This is a genomic window from Marinobacterium rhizophilum DSM 18822 (genome assembly GCF_000378045.1).
Taxonomy (GTDB): Bacteria; Pseudomonadota; Gammaproteobacteria; order Pseudomonadales; family Balneatricaceae; genus Marinobacterium_A; species Marinobacterium_A rhizophilum.
In genome coordinates this window covers 1-20068 of sequence record NZ_KB899117.1, presented here as the reverse complement: position 1 = coordinate 20068, position 20068 = coordinate 1, and the positions used below count along the sequence as shown (strand labels likewise).

At 59.1% G+C, this 20068-nt stretch carries 18 protein-coding genes; 10 read left to right on the top strand and 8 right to left on the bottom strand.

The window, feature by feature from the left end; translation table 11 throughout:
- The first annotated feature begins 116 nt into the window (after positions 1–116).
- On the top strand, positions 117–1355 hold the full coding sequence (locus tag F451_RS0122200; protein WP_020683620.1) for an MFS transporter: 1239 nt from the start codon (positions 117–119) through the stop codon (positions 1353–1355).
- A 368-nt stretch (positions 1356–1723) separates the two neighbouring features.
- Here the strand turns inward: F451_RS0122200 and F451_RS26320 are convergent, their stop codons facing one another.
- Entirely contained in the window at positions 1724–2314 is a 591-nt protein-coding gene (locus F451_RS26320; RefSeq protein ID WP_020683619.1) for a hypothetical protein, read from the bottom strand.
- 247 nt (positions 2315–2561) lie between these two features.
- On the opposite strand from F451_RS26320, the gene ftsH reads away from it, so the two are divergent.
- The 3 genes from ftsH to F451_RS0122180 all read left to right on the top strand — a co-directional run bounded on the left by ftsH (position 2562) and on the right by F451_RS0122180 (position 5557).
- Positions 2562–4466, top strand: a complete 1905-nt coding sequence (gene ftsH, locus F451_RS0122190; protein WP_020683618.1) for an ATP-dependent zinc metalloprotease FtsH — start codon at positions 2562–2564, stop codon at positions 4464–4466.
- A gap of 42 nt (positions 4467–4508) precedes the next feature.
- Positions 4509–4982 (top strand): MAPEG family protein, encoded by a 474-nt coding sequence (locus tag F451_RS0122185; RefSeq protein ID WP_020683617.1) that lies wholly within the window; start codon positions 4509–4511, stop codon positions 4980–4982.
- Between the two features lie 206 nt (positions 4983–5188).
- Positions 5189–5557, top strand: a complete 369-nt coding sequence (locus F451_RS0122180) for an SPW repeat protein (RefSeq protein ID WP_020683616.1) — start codon at positions 5189–5191, stop codon at positions 5555–5557.
- Positions 5558–5747: 190 nt separating this feature from the next.
- Here F451_RS0122180 and F451_RS0122175 read toward each other — a convergent pair whose 3' ends face one another.
- From F451_RS0122175 to F451_RS0122155, 5 genes are all read right to left on the bottom strand, one after another.
- Positions 5748–6236 (bottom strand): STAS domain-containing protein, encoded by a 489-nt coding sequence (locus F451_RS0122175; RefSeq protein ID WP_020683615.1) that lies wholly within the window; start codon positions 6234–6236, stop codon positions 5748–5750.
- Between the two features lies 1 nt (position 6237).
- Positions 6238–7368: a PP2C family protein-serine/threonine phosphatase gene (locus F451_RS26315; RefSeq protein WP_020683614.1), complete on the bottom strand. Its 1131-nt coding sequence runs from the start codon at positions 7366–7368 to the stop codon at positions 6238–6240.
- Entirely contained in the window at positions 7337–7744 is a 408-nt protein-coding gene (locus F451_RS26310; protein WP_020683613.1) for a PleD family two-component system response regulator, read from the bottom strand. The genes F451_RS26315 and F451_RS26310 overlap by 32 nt, the downstream gene beginning before the upstream one ends.
- 16 nt (positions 7745–7760) lie before the next feature.
- The gene (locus F451_RS0122160) at positions 7761–9242 is read right to left on the bottom strand and encodes an ATPase domain-containing protein (RefSeq protein ID WP_051103980.1); all 1482 of its coding nucleotides are present in this window, start codon (positions 9240–9242) and stop codon (positions 7761–7763) included.
- Between the two features lie 222 nt (positions 9243–9464).
- Positions 9465–10403 carry a LysR family transcriptional regulator gene (locus F451_RS0122155; protein ID WP_020683611.1) on the bottom strand — a complete coding sequence of 313 codons (939 nt, stop codon included), beginning with the start codon at positions 10401–10403 and terminating at the stop codon, positions 9465–9467.
- A gap of 160 nt (positions 10404–10563) precedes the next feature.
- Between F451_RS0122155 and F451_RS0122150 the strand changes: the two genes are divergently transcribed.
- From F451_RS0122150 to F451_RS0122140, 3 genes are all read left to right on the top strand, one after another.
- Positions 10564–12027 carry an NAD-dependent succinate-semialdehyde dehydrogenase gene (locus tag F451_RS0122150; RefSeq protein WP_020683610.1) on the top strand — a complete coding sequence of 488 codons (1464 nt, stop codon included), beginning with the start codon at positions 10564–10566 and terminating at the stop codon, positions 12025–12027.
- A gap of 26 nt (positions 12028–12053) precedes the next feature.
- Positions 12054–13403, top strand: coding sequence for an aminotransferase (locus F451_RS0122145; RefSeq protein WP_020683609.1), 1350 nt, complete (start codon positions 12054–12056; stop codon positions 13401–13403).
- A gap of 482 nt (positions 13404–13885) precedes the next feature.
- Positions 13886–14230 carry a cupin domain-containing protein gene (locus F451_RS0122140; RefSeq protein ID WP_026291979.1) on the top strand — a complete coding sequence of 115 codons (345 nt, stop codon included), beginning with the start codon at positions 13886–13888 and terminating at the stop codon, positions 14228–14230.
- 173 nt (positions 14231–14403) lie between these two features.
- On the opposite strand, the gene F451_RS0122135 is transcribed toward F451_RS0122140, so the two are convergent.
- On the bottom strand, positions 14404–15771 hold the full coding sequence (locus F451_RS0122135) for a formimidoylglutamate deiminase (RefSeq protein WP_020683607.1): 1368 nt from the start codon (positions 15769–15771) through the stop codon (positions 14404–14406).
- A 167-nt stretch (positions 15772–15938) separates the two neighbouring features.
- Here F451_RS0122135 and F451_RS0122130 point away from each other — a divergent pair, with 167 nt between their 5' ends.
- Together F451_RS0122130 and hutG are read left to right on the top strand one after the other, a co-directional pair.
- A complete protein-coding gene (locus F451_RS0122130) occupies positions 15939–16523 on the top strand; it encodes a HutD/Ves family protein (protein WP_020683606.1) in 585 nt (194 codons plus the stop codon).
- Positions 16524–16811: 288 nt separating this feature from the next.
- The gene (hutG, locus tag F451_RS0122125) at positions 16812–17603 is read left to right on the top strand and encodes an N-formylglutamate deformylase (protein WP_020683605.1); all 792 of its coding nucleotides are present in this window, start codon (positions 16812–16814) and stop codon (positions 17601–17603) included.
- A gap of 52 nt (positions 17604–17655) precedes the next feature.
- Here hutG and F451_RS0122120 read toward each other — a convergent pair whose 3' ends face one another.
- Positions 17656–18552, bottom strand: coding sequence for an AraC family transcriptional regulator (locus F451_RS0122120; protein ID WP_020683604.1), 897 nt, complete (start codon positions 18550–18552; stop codon positions 17656–17658).
- Positions 18553–19062: 510 nt separating this feature from the next.
- Between F451_RS0122120 and F451_RS0122115 the strand changes: the two genes are divergently transcribed.
- Positions 19063–20068 (top strand): ABC transporter substrate-binding protein (locus F451_RS0122115; protein ID WP_020683603.1); only part of this gene is annotated, 1006 nt, incomplete at its 3' end.

Sequence of the window (20068 nt, the reverse complement as noted above, 5' to 3'; positions counted from 1 at the left end):
ATTGCGACCAAAGAGGGTGCCCGGTGGCCTGTGCAGGCGGTGCCGGTCTCGGTATGCTGGGCGCGTGCAGGTGGCCGACGGCCTCGAATCTATGCCAAACCACGGGGATCAAGGACATGCAGAGCGAACCCAATGACAATGGCGTCCTGAACCGTGATCCCGCCGGCTGTTGGCGAGGTCTGGCAGTGCTGGCAACGGCCATGTTGCTGGCCATGACCACCTGGTTCTCGGCCACGGCGGTCGTGCCACAACTGGTGCAGCACTGGGGACTGCAGACCGGCCAGGCGGCCTGGCTGACGATTGCGGTTCAACTCGGGTTTGTGCTCGGTGCACTGGGATCTGCGCTGCTGAACCTGGCCGACAGGATTGCGCCGCGGCGCCTCATGCTGCTGGGTGCCGTACTTGCGGCGCTGGCCAACCTGTTCCTTCTGCTGGCCCCGGGACTCTGGACCGCTGTTGTGCTGCGCGGGATTACCGGTGCCTGTCTGGCGGCGGTATACCCGCCGGCCATGAAGGCAATGGCAACCTGGTTCAGATTCAAGCGCGGTACGGCGCTGGGTATCATGGTCGGCGCGCTTACGCTCGGCTCGGCGGCGCCCCATCTGGTGAATGGCATGGGGGGGCTCGAGTGGCAGCGGGTGATAGTTGTCACCTCGCTGCTGACGCTGCTGGGCGGGCTCGTGGCCGAGTACCTGGGAAGCGACGGTCCTTTTCCGTTTCCACGGGCGCCCTTTGACCCGCGCAAGGCCTGGCAGGTGTTCAGCGATCGCCGAGTCTTGCTCACATCCCTGGGGTACTTCGGTCACATGTGGGAGCTGTATGCCATGTGGGCCTGGTTTTCGGTGTTCTTTACCAGCACCCTGGCGCTGCAAGGGGTTGAACAGGCCGGCATGTGGGCGGCGTTCGGCACCTTTGCGGTTATCGGTTCCGGTGCGGCGGGATGCCTGGCCGGCGGCCTGCTGGGGGATCACTGGGGACGGGCACGGGCGACGGCGCTCGCCATGGCGATTTCCGGCGGCTGTGCGCTGATCATTGGTTTTATGCAACAGGCGCCGGTGCTGCTGGTGCTGCTGGTGGGGCTGGTCTGGGGGTTCTGGGTGGTGGCGGATTCGGCCCAGTTTTCCACGCTGTTAACCGAGGTTGCCGATCAAAGCTATGTCGGTACGGCATTAACGCTGCAACTGGCGATTGGCTTTATTCTCACGGTGCCCACCATCTGGCTTATTCCCGTTATTCAGCAGGCCGCCGGCTGGGGCGCCGCCTTCGGCCTGCTGTCGCTTGGCCCCCTGGCCGGTATCGTGGCCATGCGCGCGCTGGATAAAGGTACCCCGGCGCGCGCCAGCGCGCGTGGCTAACACGTGTCTAATTAGTTCGGCTGATCCGCTGCTATCTGACGGCGAGCTTGCAGTGCTTCGCGCGCGACCTTACCGAATGGGTGGAGCCGCAAGGGTGCTCCGTTCTCACTGAACAGCGGACTTGGCGCGGCTCAGCCGAGCCGTGATTCTAGATACCCCGTTTCTGGTTCGAAACTCCAAGATGCATGTCACGACGCCCGACAGCGTCAGAAGCGGATATCCCTTATCCCGGCGCCGTTGTGCCGCACCCCGGGGCTTCGTCTCGAGCTTTGCGTCTACTGTGCGAACAACCTTTTTGAGTGCTTATGCATGCGCGCTGCCATGTCCTGAATGCTTTACTCACCGGCTGTTGTTGCAATACTGCCTGGTCAGATTTGGCTGGGGCGGTTGAGCCAGAAATGATTGATCAGCTGAATGCCGATAATCCCCAGCAGTAACAAGCCCCCATATGCCAGCAGGATCTGACTCCAGTGGACGCTGAAATTCATTTCCTTGCACGCACCCAGTGCCATGGGCGTGAGCCATGACACAATCGAGACAGCTGATGCGCTGAGCATGGTTATCTGTCTGCGCAGACTGCAGTCGTGGAAAAGCGTCTTGCCGATCCGGGCCTGTATATGGGGCAGGATCAAGTGATGAATCAGCATGCCGTTCAGCGTCAAAATGGCGACGATAATAACTTTTGCCCAGACCTTGGGGTTGTGCAGTCCCTGTTCGAAATAGGCGAGGTAATGCAGCAGATAACCGGCGCCGGATACCCAGAGCAGGCCCAGGCCGAGGCTGACGACGCGCGTTGACTGGCGCAGTATGTCGAACTTTTCCTCGGTAATGCTACGCCGGTGAAAGAAATTGAGAATGATCAGGTCCAGCAACAGAGCGCCACCGACCCCCAGTGCCAGGCCTAAAAGATGTGTGATTTTAATGAGTGTTTTCAATTCGAAGTGGATATCAAACAGCATGTTGGCCTTCTTTACTTCGGGTGCTTTCTATTGTTTTGAGTTCGTTCTGCCCAGTGCCGCAACGGCGTACGGTTGATCCGAACAGCGGTCGCAGAAGGGCGGGAAATATAACACACGGTAAAAGTAGTGCAAATCATTCTCGTTTAGGTTTGTGTTAATTTTCATCTGCGCCGGGTTGCAGCGGTGCGACGCTCCAGTCAACTACACTGTTGGGATGATATTTGGCACATCTGAAGGTTCCAGCTCCATGACAGATAAACAGCCAGTCAACACACCCTCGGGAACGGGGCCTGCGCAATCTCCGAATTCCGGCATTCGGCTTATCGTCTGGTTTTTGACCGTGTTTCTGTTCTCCTATTTCTGGCTGGACATGTCGCAAACCCAACAGCGGCAGGACCTGTCCTATACGGAGTTCAAGGAACGCGTGCGTGCCGGTGATGTGGCCACGGTGACGATGCAGGGCGCGCAGGTAACAGGTACCTTGCACCGGCCAGAACCCGTGACGGGGGCAAACCAGGCGCCCGTGAGCAACCGCTTCACCACAACGTTGCCGCCGATAGACGATCCGCAGCTGATTCCGTTACTGGAGGAACAGGGCGTGGAGGTTCGAGCCCGAGCCGAGGAGGGTTCCTGGTGGGCGCGATTGCTGGTGGGCCTGATTCCCTGGCTGCTGATCATCGGGTTGTTCTGGTATGCCAGCGCCAGGATGCAGGAGCGCATGATGGGCGGGGGCGGCGCCGGCGGTCTGTTCGGCTTTGCCAAATCCAGGGCCAAACGCTTCGAGAGGGGGCAGTCCAGGGTCACTTTCGATGATGTGGCGGGGCTCGCCAATGCCAAGCGGGATCTGCGCGAGATCAGCGGCTACCTGCGTGATCCGGAACACTACCGCAAACTGGGCGCCAAGATTCCCCGTGGGGTGCTGCTGATGGGGCCCCCCGGTACGGGCAAGACACTGCTGGCCCGTGCGGTGGCCGGTGAGGCCGACGTGCCGTTTTTCAGTATCAGCGGCTCGGAGTTTATCGAGATGTTTGTTGGTGTGGGGGCTTCCCGGGTGCGTGACATGTTCGAGAGCGCCAAGAAGGAAGCGCCCGCGATCATCTTTATCGATGAGATCGACTCGGTGGGTCGAGCGCGTGGCACCGGTCTCGGCGGGGGGCATGATGAGCGTGAACAAACGCTCAATCAGATTTTGAACGAGATGGATGGCTTCGATCCCCATGAAACCGTCGTGGTGCTGGCGGCGACCAACAGACCCGATGTGCTGGATGCGGCCCTGATGCGCCCGGGACGTTTTGATCGCAAGGTGACGCTGGACCTGCCCGATCGGCCTGCCCGTGAGGCCATCCTGAAAATTCACTCCAGAGAGGTTCCGTTGGCCGCTGATGCCGATCTGGCGCGCCTCGCGGCGCTAACCGTGGGCTTTTCCGGCGCGGATCTCGAAAACCTGGTTAACGAGGCGGCGTTGCTGGCCGGCCGTACGGGGCGCAATGATGTCGATATGACGCTGCTGCTCGAAGCCCGTGACAAGGTCGTGCTGGGCGGTTTGCGCGAGATGGTGCTCAGTGACGAGGAAAAAAATCTGGTGGCTTTTCATGAGTCGGGGCATGCGGTCGCCGCCTGCATGCTGCCCCATGCTGATCCGCTGGATAAAGTCACCATCCTGCCACGGGGGCGGGCGCTGGGCGTTACCGAACAAATTCCTGATGTGGAGCGGCACAACTTTAAGCAGAGCTACCTGTATGACCGCATTGGCGTAATGCTCGGGGGGCGGGGTGCCGAGAAGCTTATCTTTTCTGAGGTGAGTTCTGGCGCAGAGGAGGATCTGAAACAGGCGACGAACCTGGCGCGCCACATGGTGACACACTGGGGAATGAGCGACAGGATTGGCCCGGTCGCGTTTCGCCGCGGCGAGGAACATATCTTCCTTGGTCGGGAAATGGCCCAGCAGCGGGATTTCAGCGAGCACACCGCCGAGGTGATCGACGCCGAAGTGAGTCGCTTGCTCAAGGCCCGCGAGGAAGACATTGCGCAATTGCTGGAACGGCATCGGGCATTGCTGGAGGCCCTGGCCAAGATGTTGCTGGAGAAGGAAACACTGGAGGCCGACGAGATTCAGAAGCTGGTCGCGGCCCATCCGCCGGCCAGCACTTGAGCGGCGAGGCTGCTTGTTCCGCCATTGAGGAGTTTAAAGGTCATGCCCGACAGCATTGCTCTGTTAAGTCTTGATAATCCGGTGTTCCAGGCGTACAGCGTGGCGGCCAGCATCATGTTGCTTAAACTGATGCTCCAGCCCTGGATGACGGTGGTGCGAATGATGAAAGCCGGTGGTGGTTTTCGCAGTCCTGAAGACGCCAAGAAAAGCCCACTCAATCCTGCGCCGATAGCGGGGCAGCTGGAGCCCAACGAGTATGTGGAGCGTTCGCGCAGGCTTAATCTGAACGACCTTGAAAGTATCCCCGGCTTTCTCGTGGCAGGCTTTCTGTTCGTGCTGTCGGCACCGCCGGTGCTGCTGGCCCAGGTGCTGATCTGGACCTACGTGATTTCCCGTGCCGCGCATTTTCTCGCCTATGTGACAGCTCAACTGCACGATGTGCGGGCATTCTGCTGGACCTGGAGTTCGTTGTCGGTCATTGCCATGACGGTCTATGTGCTGATCAGGGCGTTGTAGTCCGCCGCTGTAACTCAAAGCGCAACGTCTGCACGAAGATGCCGTGCCGCATTCTCCCCCGAAAGCCCCTGCTGGCAAGGGCGCGACCCATTGAAATTCCTCAAAACAATCCTATTTTTTAAGTAGGGATATTAAAAGTACTGGATGCTGTTGGACAGCCAGACTGGACTGTCCAACGTAACCGGATCAAGAGTGGGAGGTGTGCCATGAATTATGCACAGTTTAAAGAACGTTGGCGTGACTGGCTGATGTTGCTGTTTGGCGCCTGGCTGGTTGTATCGCCTTTTCTGCTCGGTACGACCGGCGCGGATGCCATGATGGTCATGTGGAACTCAGTGATCGTGGGCGTCGCAGTGGTCGTTTTTGCCATCGCCGTACTCAGGAAGACGCAGGTGTGGGAAGAATGGGTCCTGCTTGCACTGGGTGCCTGGCTAATCGCCGCACCGTTCCTGCTGGGATATACCGGCATCGCGGCGGCCATGTGGAACAGCATAATCGTTGGCTTTCTCGTTGGAGCCGACTCGGTATGGTCGCTGGTGGTCATGCTGGGTGGTCGCGGCCACAAGGCCGTCTGACCACGATCAACGGTCAGTGAGATGAGCCAGTAAGACTAGCCAGTGAGATAGACCAACGGGGAGGCGGATGCCTCCCCGTTTTGATGTGTGCTTTTTGAACCGCGGTTATCGTCGCGCCACCATCCTGTTGCAGCAGGGTCTGCAATGGCCTTCAGTTCTGAATCCAGGCAGGCATCACTGGCGCGCGCGCTCAGCCTGTAGAGTCTTTCAGGGCGTCTATCACATCCCTGAACAGAACCTTGTTGCTGTCTTTTACTTCGCTGAGAATGGTATGGGCTTCAAGTATGGTCGCGGCCATGTCCTCTGTCCTGGTGCTGGCGCATGACAAGGGCTGCAGGGCGCCGGTCTCGGTGTCCGGCTGTTCGCAAACGTTGAACACTTCGCAGAAGCCCAGGCTATCCAGTAGCTGGCTGATATTCTCGTTGGTGGACACCAGGATGGCCTTGCGCTGGAAGCGGTCACGCATGAAGTTGGCGACCTTGGCCAACAGCCCCAGCATGGTGCTGTCGATGGATTCCGTGCCGCTGAGGTCAATCAGAATCTGATCGAAGTCCTGGCGCTGAAACAGCCGCTCGAGGAACGCATTGAAGTTCTCGCCCTGGGTGTAGCGAAGCTCGCCGACCAGCTTCAGCACGTAGGTGCGCCCTTGTTTGGCATAGAAGACAGTACCCGTTTCCATCTCAACTCCGTTTTCGGATCATAAGGAAGGTTATATCGTCCGGCAGTGGGCTCTGGTTATTCAATGCAAGTGCGCGAATCAGCGACTCTATGGTCATGTCGTTCTTGCTGATTAAGGATAGCAGGAACGCCAGCTGGTCCTTGAGTTGCGTGTGCGGCAGCACTTCCAGTATGCCATCCGAGATCAGGGCCATGGTGAACGCGGGCGGCAGCTCCAGGCTGAGGGTCTCGTATTCGGCGAACTCGAACAGCCCGACCGGGAGGCTCTTGATGCCGACAAAGCGCGAGCCGGATCCGTCAAACAGCATGGGGAAGGGGAACTGGCCGCCCTGGCTGAACAGCAGCTGGTTGTCGGGCTGGTTGATCACGCCGTAAAACATGGTCAGGTATTTACCCAGCTGGGCGCTGCAGATCTCATGGTTCAGGCGGCCGAGCACTTCGTGCGGCCGCAGGATGGCTGTGTCGCGGTTCTCCCGATAGTCCTCCAGGTAGCGTGTCATATAGCTTTTCAGCAGCACCGTGATGAAGGCCGACGAGACCCCGTGACCCGAGACGTCCGCCATATAGAATCCCAGATGCTGGTCGTCGATGGCGAAATAGTCGATGAAATCGCCGCTGAGGTACGCGGAGGTGATCAGCCTGTGACTGAATTCATACGGGCCGAGCTGCTTGTTCTGCGTGGGCAGCAGTTGAAACTGGATGTGGCGGCCGCCTTCTTCGTCGTCTTTCATGCGCTGCAGGTTGCGCTGCAGTTGAGCGTTCGCGGCCTCCAGCTCCAGGGACAGCTGGCGAATGCGCATCAGGTTTTCCAGTCGCACGACCAGTTCGGTTTTCTCCACCGGACTGTTGATGAGCTCATCGACACACTGGCGCACAAGCCCGGTAATCATATGGTCGTAACGTTGCGAGATGACCACCAGAAACGGCAGGAATAGCGGGCGTTCCCGCGTTTTTCTGGCCTCGACCTGCTGCCAGAGCCGGTTCAGGGCGGGGGCATCGAGAATGCACAGATCAAAGGTGCCCGCCAGCAGTGCGTTGGTTGTGTTGGGCAGTATCTGGTATTGCGGCTCCAGCCACTGTGCCAGCAGGCGTCGGTTTTCCTCATGGTCCAGTAATAGTAGAATCCGGTTCATCGTGATGCCTGCAACAGCCGTTCAGGATCAAGCGTAGCTCCTTTTTTCGCATCGGTTTGACCAGCACATAGCGGGCGCCATGGCAGCAGCCCTGATGCAGGCTGCCGGCAGCCTCTTTGCTTGATACCAGTACGAGATAAGGCAACTGCCTGATACGCATGTGCTCGCAGTGGCGCCATATACCAGGGTCAAAGCCGCTGACATCCACCAGCGCCAGCTCGATATGTTGTTCAGCATTCAATGCCTCGCCGAGTTCTTTCAGGCTGCTCGCGGCGACAATTCGATATCCGTCTTCGCTCAGAAACTGTTTCAATAGATCCAGGTTTCGCCGGTTGTGATTAACAGCCAAGATCAAGGGGCCGTCTTCAGAAACCATGTGAACCACTCTTGCGCTAAATAAGTTGTGCCCTACTGCTCAAAAGGCCGCGCAAACGGGTCATTGGCGCGCCGAGTTTTAGGCCATCAGGGGTGATTTCGAGTTCTCGCAGGGTTTTTTCGAAGTCGCCCACGCGTTTCTTGATGACACCCATCGCCTTGCGCAGCTCTCCATTGAGCTCCAGATAGCGCAGGAAGATGATGTCATCGGCCAGATAACTGATACCGATTTCAGAAATATGGAAGTCTCCGCTGAGCGCCTCCAGTTCGTTGACCAGAATGGTGCTGACACCTTTGCTCTTGAGGTATCGGGTCAGGGCGTGCAGATGACTGACGAGGTCCTTGCCACGCAGGCTCATGTTGTAGCCGGCGACACTGTCAATCATCACGAGGCGGACGTTGGACTCCTCCACATCCCGGCATATCAGGCTGGAGAACTCATCGGCCGTGAAGCTCAGGGGCTCGATGGGTACAATCTTCAACCAGCCGTTGTCGATCAACGGGCGAATAGGCAGGTTGATCGCCTCGCACCGGCGCAAGAGTGACTCCAGCCCCTCTTCGAAGATATAAAGGGCCGCTCGCTCCTGCCGGCTGGCGGAAGCGCGCATGAACTGCACGCCGACGGTGGTCTTGCCCACGCCGCTGGGGCCGGTCAGTACCGTTGTCGAGCCTTGGTCCAGGCCGCCGTGCAACAGCGCATCCAGCTCCGGTATATCAGAGGCAATCATTTCGCCGCTAACGACCGGTGCCTTCCCTTCGTGCAGGCTGTCGGGTACCAGGATCGGTGATACTTCCATGCCCCTGGCGGTCAGGCGAAAGGTATGGTGGCCCATGCGAAAACTCGAGCCGCGCATCTTGGTGACGAAAAGGCGACGCTCCATATCGCTGCATTCCAGCTGGATAATGCCGTCACTCATGAACTGCAGGTCGTCATCGGGGGCCTCCGGGCTGCTGTCCGAGGAGAAGACCACCGTGGCGCCCGATTCGCGCAGATAGCGCAGGAACGAAAATGCCTGCTTGTGAAATTCCAGTTGGTCGGTCGACAAATAACGGAACTGGGTGAGGGCATCGAGAAAAACCCGGCGGGGCCTGATGGCCACGACCTGCTCGATGATCTTGCGGGTGATCGGCTCGCGTTCCACCTCGGCGGGGTGAAAGATATCGTAGCTCTGGTCCTCGGTGAAAAACTCAGGCGAAGGGCTCAGGTCCAGAAAGGAGACGCCTTGCAGGTCGAAACCCAGCGAGGCGGCATTCTTGCGAATCTGTTGTTCGGTTTCACCCAGGGTGATGAACAGGCACTGCTCGCCCTTTTGCGTGCCGGCCGTCAAAAAGTGCAATCCCAGCATGGTCTTGCCGCTGCCCGGCGCGCCGCGTACCAGGTAGGCGCCCTGGGGAATAAAGCCGCCCCCCAGTATTTCCTCTAGCCCGGATACCCCGGTGCTGATGCGTTCCGGTAATATAGCGTCTTTTTCAATAACATTCGCGACTTTAGTATTCATTTTCGCGACTTTTCCCGATTCGTTCATTAAGGGCCCCTGCAATGGCCGCTACATGCAGGCAAGGTCCTGTGTACTCGACGAAGCCCTTACACGGACTGCCCTGGGGTCATTGCATCACTCAGTTCCGGTTTTACTCGTTCTATGTATTAGAACTTGGCAATTCAGCCCGGTTCCGCCCGCAAAGGCCTGGGGTGTCAGGAAAAGTTACCGGCCTGCCGGTCGTTACCTGGCGTTCCTGGCCACGGCTTCCTTGAGGCAACCCAGAAACGCCTCGACCACCAGGTTGCGCTCGGTCTGGGGCTTGGTAATGGCGCAAAAGGTATTGCTGTAACTGAGCTGGTCCTGCAGGACCGGCTGCAAGGCGTCGCCCCAGCCCCAGTTCTTCACCAGGTGGCGGGGCAGAAATCCGAGATAGTGGCCAGTGAGGATCAGCGTGGCGCGGGCTTCCTGGTGATGGGCTGAGACCTGCTTGTTCCAGGCCGCCATGCCCGGGATCAGTTCCCGCCCCGGCTGCAGTCGCGGCGACTCGACGAAGTTGTACTGCTGCAGGTCATCGAAAGCGATCTGGTCATCTCGTTGCCCGTGCAGCGGGTGACCCCGGCCGCAATACAGCGACATTTCCTCGTCGTAAAGCTTGAGGCTGTTCAGCGTTGGCATGTCGCTGTGCAGTACCGTAATGCCCAGTTGCACGCGACCGTCCAGCACCGCCGGCAGCACGTCGTCCGAGGCCATGGTGGAAATACGCATGCGCACATCCGGTGCCTTGTCGGCGAAGCTGCCCAGCGCATCGACAATAAAGGCCCGCGGCAGGCCGAGCATGTGCTCGGCGCAGCCCAGGTGCAGATGGCCCAGAATGCGATCGTGCGAAAGGTTGACCCGGTTGCGAAACTGATCCAGCGCCGACAGCAGTTCCTGGGTCGCGTCATACACCACCTTGCCCTGTTCGGTCAGGCCAAAGCCCGCCCGGCCGCGTTCACACAGGCGCATGTCGAGGCGCTTTTCCAGATCCGCCATGTAGTTGCAGATTGTCGAGTTGGCCAGATTGAGCTCGACTTCGGCGGCGGTAAAGCCGCCACAGTCAGCTACAGTTTTAAACACCCGCAGCAGGCGCAGGTCCATGTCGGCCAGCTGACTACTGATTGCCGTTTTCCGCTTGCCCATTGTGCACCTGAAGTCGATTAATACAATTGAATATACAAATGTATGATTCTTTAAATAATCATATTAAGCAAGGCAAGCCTGCCTTATAACTGTAACCCTGATTTTGAGGCCGCGCCTCCCCACAGGCGCCGGCCCGCCAAACCATTAAGGTGGTACGAACATGAGTATCAAACTGCAAGATCCCGGTCTGTTGAAAACCCAGGCTTACATCAATGGCCAGTGGGTCGACGCTGATAACGGCGCGACCTTCGCTGTCACGAACCCCGCTACGGGCGAGCACCTGGCCGATGTGGCATCGGTCGGGGCGGCTGAAACCCGTCGCGCCATCGAGGCGGCTGAGCTGGCAATGCAGGACTGGAAAGCCCTGCCGGCCAAGTCTCGTTCAGTCGTGCTGCGTCGCTGGTACGAGCTGATCATGGCCAACCAGGAAGACCTGGCATTGCTGATGACGCTGGAGCAGGGCAAAGTCCTGGCCGAGTCCCGCGGCGAAATCGCCTATGGCGCCTCCTTTGTGGAGTGGTTTGGCGAGGAAGCCAAGCGTGTCTATGGCGATGTGATCCCGTCGCAGAGTGATCGCCGTTCCATCGTGATCAAGCAGCCGGTGGGCGTCGTGGCGGCAATTACACCCTGGAATTTCCCCAATGCCATGATTGCCCGCAAGGTGGCGCCGGCACTGGCCGTGGGTTGTGCCATTGTCGTCAAGCCGGCGGCCGAAACGCCGCTGTCCGCGCTGGCGATGGCCGAACTGGCAGAGCGCGCCGGTGTGCCGGCGGGCCTGCTTAACATGGTGCCGGGGGATGACGCCCCGGCCATTGGCGGCGAGATGACCTCCAACCCCACGGTCAAAAAGGTGACCTTCACCGGTTCCACGCCGGTGGGCAAGCTGCTGATGAAGCAGAGTGCCGACACCGTGAAGCGCACCTCGATGGAACTGGGCGGCAACGCGCCGGTGATCGTGCTGGATGATGCGGACCTGGAGGCGGCCGTGGATGGCGCCATCGCCGCCAAGTACCGCAACTCCGGCCAGACCTGTATCTGTGCCAACCGCATTCTGGTGCAGAGCAGCATCTATGACGCCTTCGTGGAAAAATTTACCGCCAAGGTGAACGGTTTCCACCTGGGCAATGGTCTGGACGCGGACTCGACCCACGGACCGCTGATCACCGCCAAGGCGGTGCGCAACGTGCAGTCGCTGGTGGATGACGCCGTGGCCAAGGGCGCGCGGGTTGAAACCGGCGGCACGGCAGACGCCCAGGGCGAGTGCTTCTATCAGCCCACGGTACTGAGCAACGTGGTTGCAGGCATGCGGGTTGCGCGGGAAGAAATCTTTGGCCCGGTGGCGCCGATCTTCCGTTTCGATACCGAAGCCCAGGCCATTGAGATGGCCAACGATACCGAATTTGGCCTGGCGGCCTACGTGTTTAGCCGTGATGTGGGCCGTGTCTGGCGTGTCAGCGAGGGACTCGATTTTGGCATGGTCGGGGTCAACGAAATCGCCCTGGGTTCAGATGCGACGCCGTTCGGCGGCATGAAACAGTCCGGCCAGGGCCGCGAGGGCTCCAAGTACGGCCTGGATGACTACCTGGAAATCAAATACATCTGCATGGGCGGCCTGGGCCAGTAACTACAGGCGATATTGAGGAACAAGTCATGAGTTCAATCATTTACCCGACGACCAATTTCACCGCGACCGAGCAACTGACCATCGAGCGTGGCGAAGGCGTCTATGTCTATGACAACACGGGCAAGCAGTATCTCGAGGGGATGGCAGGCCTGTGGTGCACGTCGCTCGGCTACGGCAACAAGGAGCTGATCGAGGCCACTGCCGAGCAGATGGGCAAGCTGTCGTTCTCGCACATGTTTGGTGGCAAGACGCACCGTGCGGGTATCGAACTGGCAGAACGGCTGGCCGAGATGGTACCGGTCGAGAACGCCAAGGTGTTTTTTGGCAGCTCCGGCAGCGATGCCAACGATACCCACATCAAGCTGTTGCGCTACTACTTCAATGCGATCGGCCAGCCGCAAAAGCGCAAGATCATCGCCCGCGAGCGCTCCTACCACGGTGTCACCGTGGCGTCGGCTTCGCTGACCGGTCTGCCGGTCAATCAGACCAACTTCGACCTGCCGGTCGAGGCGCTGGGTATTCTGCGCACCGATGCGCCGCACTATTTCCGGGGCGCGCTGCCAGGCGAGAGCGAAGCGGACTTCGTGACCCGTATTACCAACAACCTGGAGCAGCTGATCCTGCGTGAAGGGCCGGATACCATCGCCGCCTTTATCGCCGAGCCGATCACCGGCGCCAGTGGGGTGATCGTGCCGCCGGCCGGCTACTACGAGAAAGTGCAGGCCATCCTCAACAAGTACGGCATCCTGTTCTGGGCCGACGAAGTGATCACCGGTTTCGGCCGCACCGGACAGGATTTCGGTTGCAACACCATGGGCATCGAAAGCCCGGCACTGATGACCCTGGCCAAGCAGCTGTCTTCGGCCTATATACCGATCAGCGCCTCGGTGATTCGCGGAGACCTGTACGAAGCGATGATCGATACGAGCAATAAGCTCGGCGTATTCGGTCACGGCTACACCTATTCCGGTCATCCTGTGGCCTGTGCGGTATCGCTCAAAGTGCTGGAGATCTACCAGCGCGATAATATTTTTGAGCGTGCCGCCAAAATGGGCGATTACCTGCAGCGTCGTCTGGCTGAGTTCCGCGACCATCCGCTGGTGGGCGAGGTGCGCGGCAGCGGCCTGATCGGTGCAATCGAGCTGGTGGCGGACAAGGCTACCGGCAAGAGCTTCGCGGGCGGTAGCGTGGGCGCCTTTGCCCAGCGTGCCTGTGAACAGCATGGCCTGATACTGCGTGCAGTGGCCGGTAACAGCCTGGCGTTCTGCCCGCCGCTGGTGATCACCGAAGCCCAGGTCGATGAAATCATCGAGAAGTTCGGCAGGGCTCTGGCCGACACCCAGGATTTCGTCACCCGGGAACAGCTCGTGGCCTGAATTTGATCGTTTCTCCACGGTGACCCTTGCCGACGCCTTCGAAGGGGTTACTGCACTCAGATCGGTCTTGCATCCCGATCACCTTTCACCGCCGACTCCGTTCGGCGGTTTTTTATACATGGACGTATTTATCCTGCGAGCACATGGATGTGCAGGAGCAGGGTTTATACATGGACGTATTTATCCTGCGAGCACATGGATGTGCAGGAGCAGGGTTTATACAGGGACGTATTTTGGTATTTTTTGCTCCTGCAAAAATACCATTTCCGCCATCCTTGGCGGTCATCCTGCGGGTGCATGGGCCGTTTATTGTTTGCTGCATAAGCCGCAGTTGCTGCATTCACTGCGGCTCACGCGCAGGCCACCCACAGGCTCGCGTATGCATGCGCGTTTTTGCGCGTTCGGTGTCGGAACCAGACAATCACCGCACCGGCACTGGACCTACAATGGCCGATCTTTCATCAGATCGCTTTGGAGCTGACATGTCCGATTTCATCACCGTAATGCGCGAAACCTGCCCCACTCCGGTTGTTGACGCCACCAAGTGGAAGCGTATCGGCGGCGACCCGCATACCGTGAACCTCAATGCCTACCTCTCCGAGGACGGCAGCAAGATCATGGGCACCTGGATCTGCACCCCAGGCAAATTCGAAGTGGATTACGACAAGTGGGAATTCTGCCACTTTCTCGACGGCTACTGCATCATCACTCCCGAAGGCGAGGAGCCGGTACACCTCAAGGCCGGTGATGTATTCGTGATCGAACCCGGTATGAAGGGCACCTGGGAAGTCGTGGAGACAGTGCGCAAGTACTTCGTCTTCGCTTAAGACTTCGTGTCAGCAGGTTGGCTTCGCCAGAGAAGCCCAACCTGCTGCAGGGGCGAAAGCGCCGAGCTGCTCTGTGGCTTGGCGATGACGGGGCGCTGTGCGCCAGCACAACACCCTGAGTGTATCGCAGGCTTATCCCGGCCTTAATGTTCAGGCTGGTCGTCATTAAGCCGTCAGGCGTCCAACAGCGACTTGAGTACCTGTCTGAAGCGGGTCGCGCTGGTTTCTTCCAGCGGGTGATGACCCTCTTGTATCACCCATTGCCCCGCAACCATCACATCTTTCACTGGGTTACTGCTGCTGGCGAACAGCCAGCGATTGAGCAGTGCGTCGCCCTGGGCGGTCGCCAGGTAGGGGTCGTTGTTGTCCAGTACCAGCAGGTCGGCGCGCTTGCCGACGGCGAGAGCGCCGATGGCTTGACCTGACGCCTGGGCGCCACCGGCCAGCGCCGTATCGAAAAGCGTGCGGCCAATCATCGGGTTGTCCTGGCGATACAGGCGGTTGCGCTTCTCATCGCGCAGACGCTGCCCATACTCCAGCCAGCGCAGTTCTTCCACAACGCTGAGCGATACATGGCTGTCCGAGCCGATGCCAAAACGCCCGCCCTGGGCCAGGTAATCGGTCGCCGGGAAAATGCCGTCGCCGAGATTCGCTTCGGTGGTCGGGCATATCCCAACCACCGCCCGGCTGCGGGCCATGGATGTCACTTCGTCCGCCGTGGCATGGGTGGCATGCACCAGGCACCAGCGATCATCCACCGGTACATTCTCGTAAAGCCATTGCAGTGGCCGGCGCCCGCTCCAGGCCAGGCAGTCGTCAACTTCCTGCTGCTGCTCGGCGATGTGAATATGGATAGGACAGCGGCGGGTGTCGACCGCCAGCACCTGCGTCATCTGCTCGGGTGTTACCGCACGCAGCGAATGGAAACAGAGCCCCGTGGATTGGCTGGTGTGTGCGCTCTGGTGCGCGCGTATGGACTCCAGCAAACTGAGGTAGCCGTCAACATCATTGATGAAACGGCGCTGTCCATCGTGCGCTGGCTGTCCGCCGAATCCCGCATGGCTGTACAGCACCGGCAGCAGGGTCAGGCCAATGCCACTGCTTTCGGCCGCCCGGCTGATCCGCAGGGCCAGCTCTGCCGGTTCGCTGTAGTGGTGGCCGTGCGGATCGTGGTGCACGTAGTGGAATTCGGCGACATGGGTATAGCCTGCTTTGAGCATTTCGATGTAGAGCTGGCAGGCGATGGTCTCCAGCTGTTGCGGGGTTATGCGGCCGACCAGCTTGTACATCAACTCGCGCCAGGTCCAGAAACTGTCCTGCGGGTTGCCGGCCACTTCGGCCAGACCCGCCATGGCGCGCTGAAACGCATGGGAGTGAAGGTTGGGCATCCCCGGCAGCACGGGCCCCTTCAGAGTGTGTGCGCCGTCGCTGCTCGCCCGTGTCTGGATATCCTGGATAAAGCCGTCGGATGACACCTCGATGCGCACCGCATCGGCCCAGCCCTGTGGAAGTAGTGCGCGTTCAGCGTAATAGGTTGGCATCCTGGTCCTCGTGTTTTCAATTGTATATACATAGATATATACATGTGTTTTCAAGGTGCGTAAACTGCTATTTTCACGGCTCAATCATGGGGCTTAACGATACGCCTGTTCAATACGCACCTGCAGTGTTCGAGGATGTGTCACAGCCTGAAGGAAAGGTTTCGATCATGATTCAACTTTTGCGCGCGCCAGGGTATCCGCGCATGCCCTGGAAAAACGGTGCAGGCACCACGCTGGAAATCATGCGCGATGCCGGCGTGAACCTGGATGGGTTTGGCTGGCGCGTATCGATCGCGGATATCGACGAGGCGGGCGCCTTTTCGTCGTTCGCCGGATACCAACGCATCATCAGTGTGCTGGAGGGAGAGGGTATGTGCCTGAGCGTCGACGGTGCCGATTCTCGCCCGCTGCGCGCCTTTGATCCCTATGCCTTTGCGGGAGACAGCCGGGTGGAGTGTCGCCTGCTGAACGGTGCAATCCGTGATTTCAACCTGATCTATGCGCCCCAGCGTTATAGCGCGCGCCTGCAGTGGCTGCGCATAGAGCAGGCCCAGCGGCTGTTCAGCTCGGCAGCAACCGTCCTGCTGTTCAGCGCTGGCGAGGGCCTGCAGGTTAACCGGCAAGGAGACGACTGCGGTGTGCTGGGACGTTACGACTGTCTTGGCATCGGCGGCGACGGGAAGCTGCTGGAACTGACGCTGTCGGCGCCGGTGGCGCTGAACTGCTGCCTGATTGAATTGACGCCCCTTTAGCACCGGGTGAGCAGACGCTGTTCTGAGCCCGGCCCGCTTGGCTTTTAATCGGATGCTGTCGAAGCGGATAGTATCGAGACGGTGTGCAGAGTTGGCATCTGTGATGTTCAGTGGCCTGTAAAGATATTTGTATATACATTTAGAGTGTGAAGCCCGGCCAGCCGGCTTGGTCCTGTTTTTTCCCCGGTCTGGAGCGGCTTTGCGTGTGCCGCCGGCCAGGCCGTTTTACGGGCAGGCCCGGTTGCCACGCAGCATCCGCAAACATAAACGGAGCATACGGAGGTATCCATGGAGAACGTTCTAAATTTCACGCGCGGTCGAGTGCCGCTGCTGATCAGCATGCCGCATCCCGGTACATGCCTGACACCGGCTGTCGAGGCGGGGCTGGTGCCCGAGGCGATGAATCTCGCCGATACCGACTGGCACATTCCCGAGCTGTACGATTTTGCAGGCGCGCTGGGGGCCAGTGTGCTGGAGGCACGTTATTCGCGCTATGTGATCGATCTCAACCGCCCGGCCGACGACACGCCGCTGTACGCCACGGCCACCACCGGGCTCTACCCGAATACGCTGTTCGATGGCCGTCCGCTGTTCCGCGACGGGCTGGCGCCGTCTGCACAGGAACGTGCCCGTTACCTGGCAGAGATCTGGACTCCCTATCACCAGACCCTGCAGGCGGAGTTGCAGCGCCTCAAGGCCGAGTTCGGCTATGCGCTGCTCTGGGATGCACATTCCATCCGATCGCAGGTCCCGCGCCTGTTCGACGGCCGCCTGCCGGACCTGAACCTGGGCACCAACAGTGGTGCCAGCTGCAATCCTGAGCTGGCGGCGCGGTTGCAGGCGGTGTGCGCACAGCAAAAGGACTACAGCCACGTATTTAACGGTCGCTTCAAGGGCGGCTATATCACCCGCCAGTATGGCGATCCGCAGGCGGGTATTCACGCCGTTCAGCTGGAACTGGCGCAATGTACCTACATGGATGAAACCGAACCCTTTGGCTTTCGCCCGGATCTGGCACAACCCACTCGGCAGGTCCTCAGGCAGCTGCTGCAGGCGGCGCTGGATTGGAAAGGGCACTGATCGCGGGTCAGCAGATTTTATTACCGGCGGGCGGGCTTGCGCTCGGCAAGCCTCAGGTCGCGCTGGCGACTGGCGCCAGTTTGCGGTAGTCCGATGGCGTCATGCCCTTGAGTGCCTGGAAGCGGCGATTGAAGTTGGAGATGTTGGTAAAGCCCACATCGAAGCAGATCTCGGTGATGGGCAGATCGCTGTGGGCCAGCAGGTCGCAGGCCCGCGTGATGCGCAGGCTGTTGATAAATTCGACGAAACGCCGCCCTGTGGCCTGGCGAAAGAACTTCGAAAAATAGGTCGGTTGCATCCCCAGGTGTTCGGCGACTTCGTCCAGACCCAGGTCGCGGTTGTAATGTTCGACAATGTAGTTCACCGCCAGATTGACCCGGTGCTGGTTTTTCTCGCCGCCAAGGCGCTGGTACTGATCGCTGGACAGCAGATTGTACTGATCGGATTCCGCCAGCAGGCTCATTAAACTTAAAAAGGCCGCCAATCGTCTGAGGCCTTCGGTTTGCGATATTTCCTGCATCAGCGCGCTAACCTGGCTGATCAGCGCCGGGCCCTGAAACTGAATGCCGAACCTTGAACGCTGCAGCAGGGCGTCGAGGGAGGTGATCTCCGGAAATACTGCGCGAGCCGACTGGATCAGTTCATCGGTAAAGGTGACGACCCTGTCGCGTTCGTCGAAGGTTTCGCCATTATCGGTCTGGCTGATCCAGTTATGGGGCAGGTTGGGGCCGGTGAGGATCAGGTTGCCGGGGTAAAAATTGCCGATGTAATCACCCACGAAGACCTTGCCAGAGCTCTGTGTGATCAGGTGCAGTTCGTATTCGCGGTGATAATGCCAGCGTACCAGTGGATGGGGAAAACCATGCTGGCGGTACATGATCGAGCTATGCTCAAGGGGATTGATGAGTTCGTAGGCAGGATCTGCCTGTCGATCGGCACGCTGGGACATGGCTTGAACGGGCCTCCTGGCAGCCTGTCGGACTTAACACTGATCTACTGCGGAAAAGCCGATTCTGGTCATTTTTTGTCCTCTTTTTTGTTAAATAGAACCACTATTCGCCTCAAAAGAGCTCAAAAACTGCCTCAAAACGGACTTTCCCTCGTTACGACCGGTCAAGCCTGACAGGCAGCTCGGGCGCTAAGCGGGAAACGGCTTCAGACTAGCGCAGCGTCGATAACCTGTACACTTCATTTTTTAGAGTCACCCCCCTTCGTTTCGATAACTAATTGAAATAAAAGGTATAAGTTTAACTTTTTTTGTTTTCTTCTGGATCTTCTACTTTTCAGGAGTGCAAAAAAGTATAGAAATCGGGTGGTTTTTGCATTTGTTTTGATCGGCGCGCAAGCGTGTAATGGACACACCCTCGCTCCCCACTGCATGACCTGATTACGCAGAGGAGGGAAGACAAGAAATATAACAACAAGGCTGATCAGCGAATCAGTACAGGAGTGTAGCTCAATGAAACCACGTCTTATTCCCACGCTGCTGGCATCCTCCATGGCACTGGCATCCCTGGGCGCCAGCGCCGCCACTGTGACCATCGGCACCGTGAACAACGGCGACATGATCCGCATGCAGGAGCTGTCCAGCACCTTTGAACAGGCCAACCCGGACATCAAGCTGGAGTGGGTGGTGCTGGAGGAGAACGTGCTGCGTCAGCGTCTGACCACCGATATCGCCACTGATGGCGGTCAGTTTGATGTCATGACCATCGGCATGTACGAAACCCCGATCTGGGGCAAAAAAGGCTGGCTCAAGCCCATGGACAACCTGCCGGCGGACTATGACCTTGAGGATATTTTCCCGTCGGTGCGTAACGGCCTGTCGGCAGAAGGCACGCTCTATGCGCTGCCGTTCTATTCCGAAAGCTCCATGACCTATTACCGCAAGGACCTGTTCGAGGCGGCAGGCCTCAGCATGCCCGAACAGCCGAGCTGGGAGCAGATGCGCGACTTCGCCAAGGCGTTGCACAAGCCGGAGCAGGATCAGTACGGTCTCTGTCTGCGTGGCAAGGCGGGCTGGGGCGAGAACATGGGGATCGTGACGACCCTGGCCAACAGCTTTGGTGCACGCTGGTTCGACGAGGGTTGGAAGCCGGAGTTCACCGGCGAAGCCTGGACCAATGCGATCGAGTTCTATGTCGATGTCCTGAACAAGTACGGCCCGCCGGGAGTATCCTCCAACGGCTTCAACGAATCCCTGGCACTGTTCAACTCCGGCAAGTGTGCCATGTGGGTCGATGCCACCGTGGCTGGTTCCTTCGTCACCGACCCGAAGGAGAGCGTGGTTGCAGACAAGGTGGGCTTTGCATTGGCTCCGAAGCAGGTAACCGAGAAAGGCGCCGGCTGGCTCTGGTCCTGGGCGCTGGCGATTCCGGCCAGCTCCGATGCCAAGGACGCCGCCACCGAGTTCGTTACCTGGGCCACCTCCAAGGGATACAGCGATCTGGTCGCGGAGAAGTTCG

Excerpts from the sequence above, each read along its gene's own strand:
- F451_RS0122180 (WP_020683616.1), top strand. The coding sequence starts at position 5,189 with ATGAATTATGCACAGTTTAAAGAACGTTGGCGTGACTGGCTGATGTTG.
- F451_RS0122145 (WP_020683609.1), top strand. The coding sequence starts at position 12,054 with ATGAGTTCAATCATTTACCCGACGACCAATTTCACCGCGACCGAGCAA.
- F451_RS0122140 (WP_026291979.1), top strand. The coding sequence starts at position 13,886 with ATGTCCGATTTCATCACCGTAATGCGCGAAACCTGCCCCACTCCGGTT.
- F451_RS0122130 (WP_020683606.1), top strand. The coding sequence starts at position 15,939 with ATGATTCAACTTTTGCGCGCGCCAGGGTATCCGCGCATGCCCTGGAAA.
- F451_RS0122160 (WP_051103980.1), bottom strand. The coding sequence starts at position 9,242 with ATGAATACTAAAGTCGCGAATGTTATTGAAAAAGACGCTATATTACCG.
- F451_RS26320 (WP_020683619.1), bottom strand. The coding sequence starts at position 2,314 with ATGCTGTTTGATATCCACTTCGAATTGAAAACACTCATTAAAATCACA.
- F451_RS0122135 (WP_020683607.1), bottom strand. The coding sequence starts at position 15,771 with ATGCCAACCTATTACGCTGAACGCGCACTACTTCCACAGGGCTGGGCC.
- ftsH (WP_020683618.1), top strand. The coding sequence starts at position 2,562 with ATGACAGATAAACAGCCAGTCAACACACCCTCGGGAACGGGGCCTGCG.
- F451_RS0122120 (WP_020683604.1), bottom strand. The coding sequence starts at position 18,552 with ATGTCCCAGCGTGCCGATCGACAGGCAGATCCTGCCTACGAACTCATC.
- F451_RS26315 (WP_020683614.1), bottom strand. The coding sequence starts at position 7,368 with ATGAACCGGATTCTACTATTACTGGACCATGAGGAAAACCGACGCCTG.
- hutG (WP_020683605.1), top strand. The coding sequence starts at position 16,812 with ATGGAGAACGTTCTAAATTTCACGCGCGGTCGAGTGCCGCTGCTGATC.
- F451_RS0122150 (WP_020683610.1), top strand. The coding sequence starts at position 10,564 with ATGAGTATCAAACTGCAAGATCCCGGTCTGTTGAAAACCCAGGCTTAC.
- F451_RS0122155 (WP_020683611.1), bottom strand. The coding sequence starts at position 10,403 with ATGGGCAAGCGGAAAACGGCAATCAGTAGTCAGCTGGCCGACATGGAC.
- F451_RS0122175 (WP_020683615.1), bottom strand. The coding sequence starts at position 6,236 with ATGGAAACGGGTACTGTCTTCTATGCCAAACAAGGGCGCACCTACGTG.
- F451_RS0122200 (WP_020683620.1), top strand. The coding sequence starts at position 117 with ATGCAGAGCGAACCCAATGACAATGGCGTCCTGAACCGTGATCCCGCC.
- F451_RS26310 (WP_020683613.1), bottom strand. The coding sequence starts at position 7,744 with ATGGTTTCTGAAGACGGCCCCTTGATCTTGGCTGTTAATCACAACCGG.
- F451_RS0122185 (WP_020683617.1), top strand. The coding sequence starts at position 4,509 with ATGCCCGACAGCATTGCTCTGTTAAGTCTTGATAATCCGGTGTTCCAG.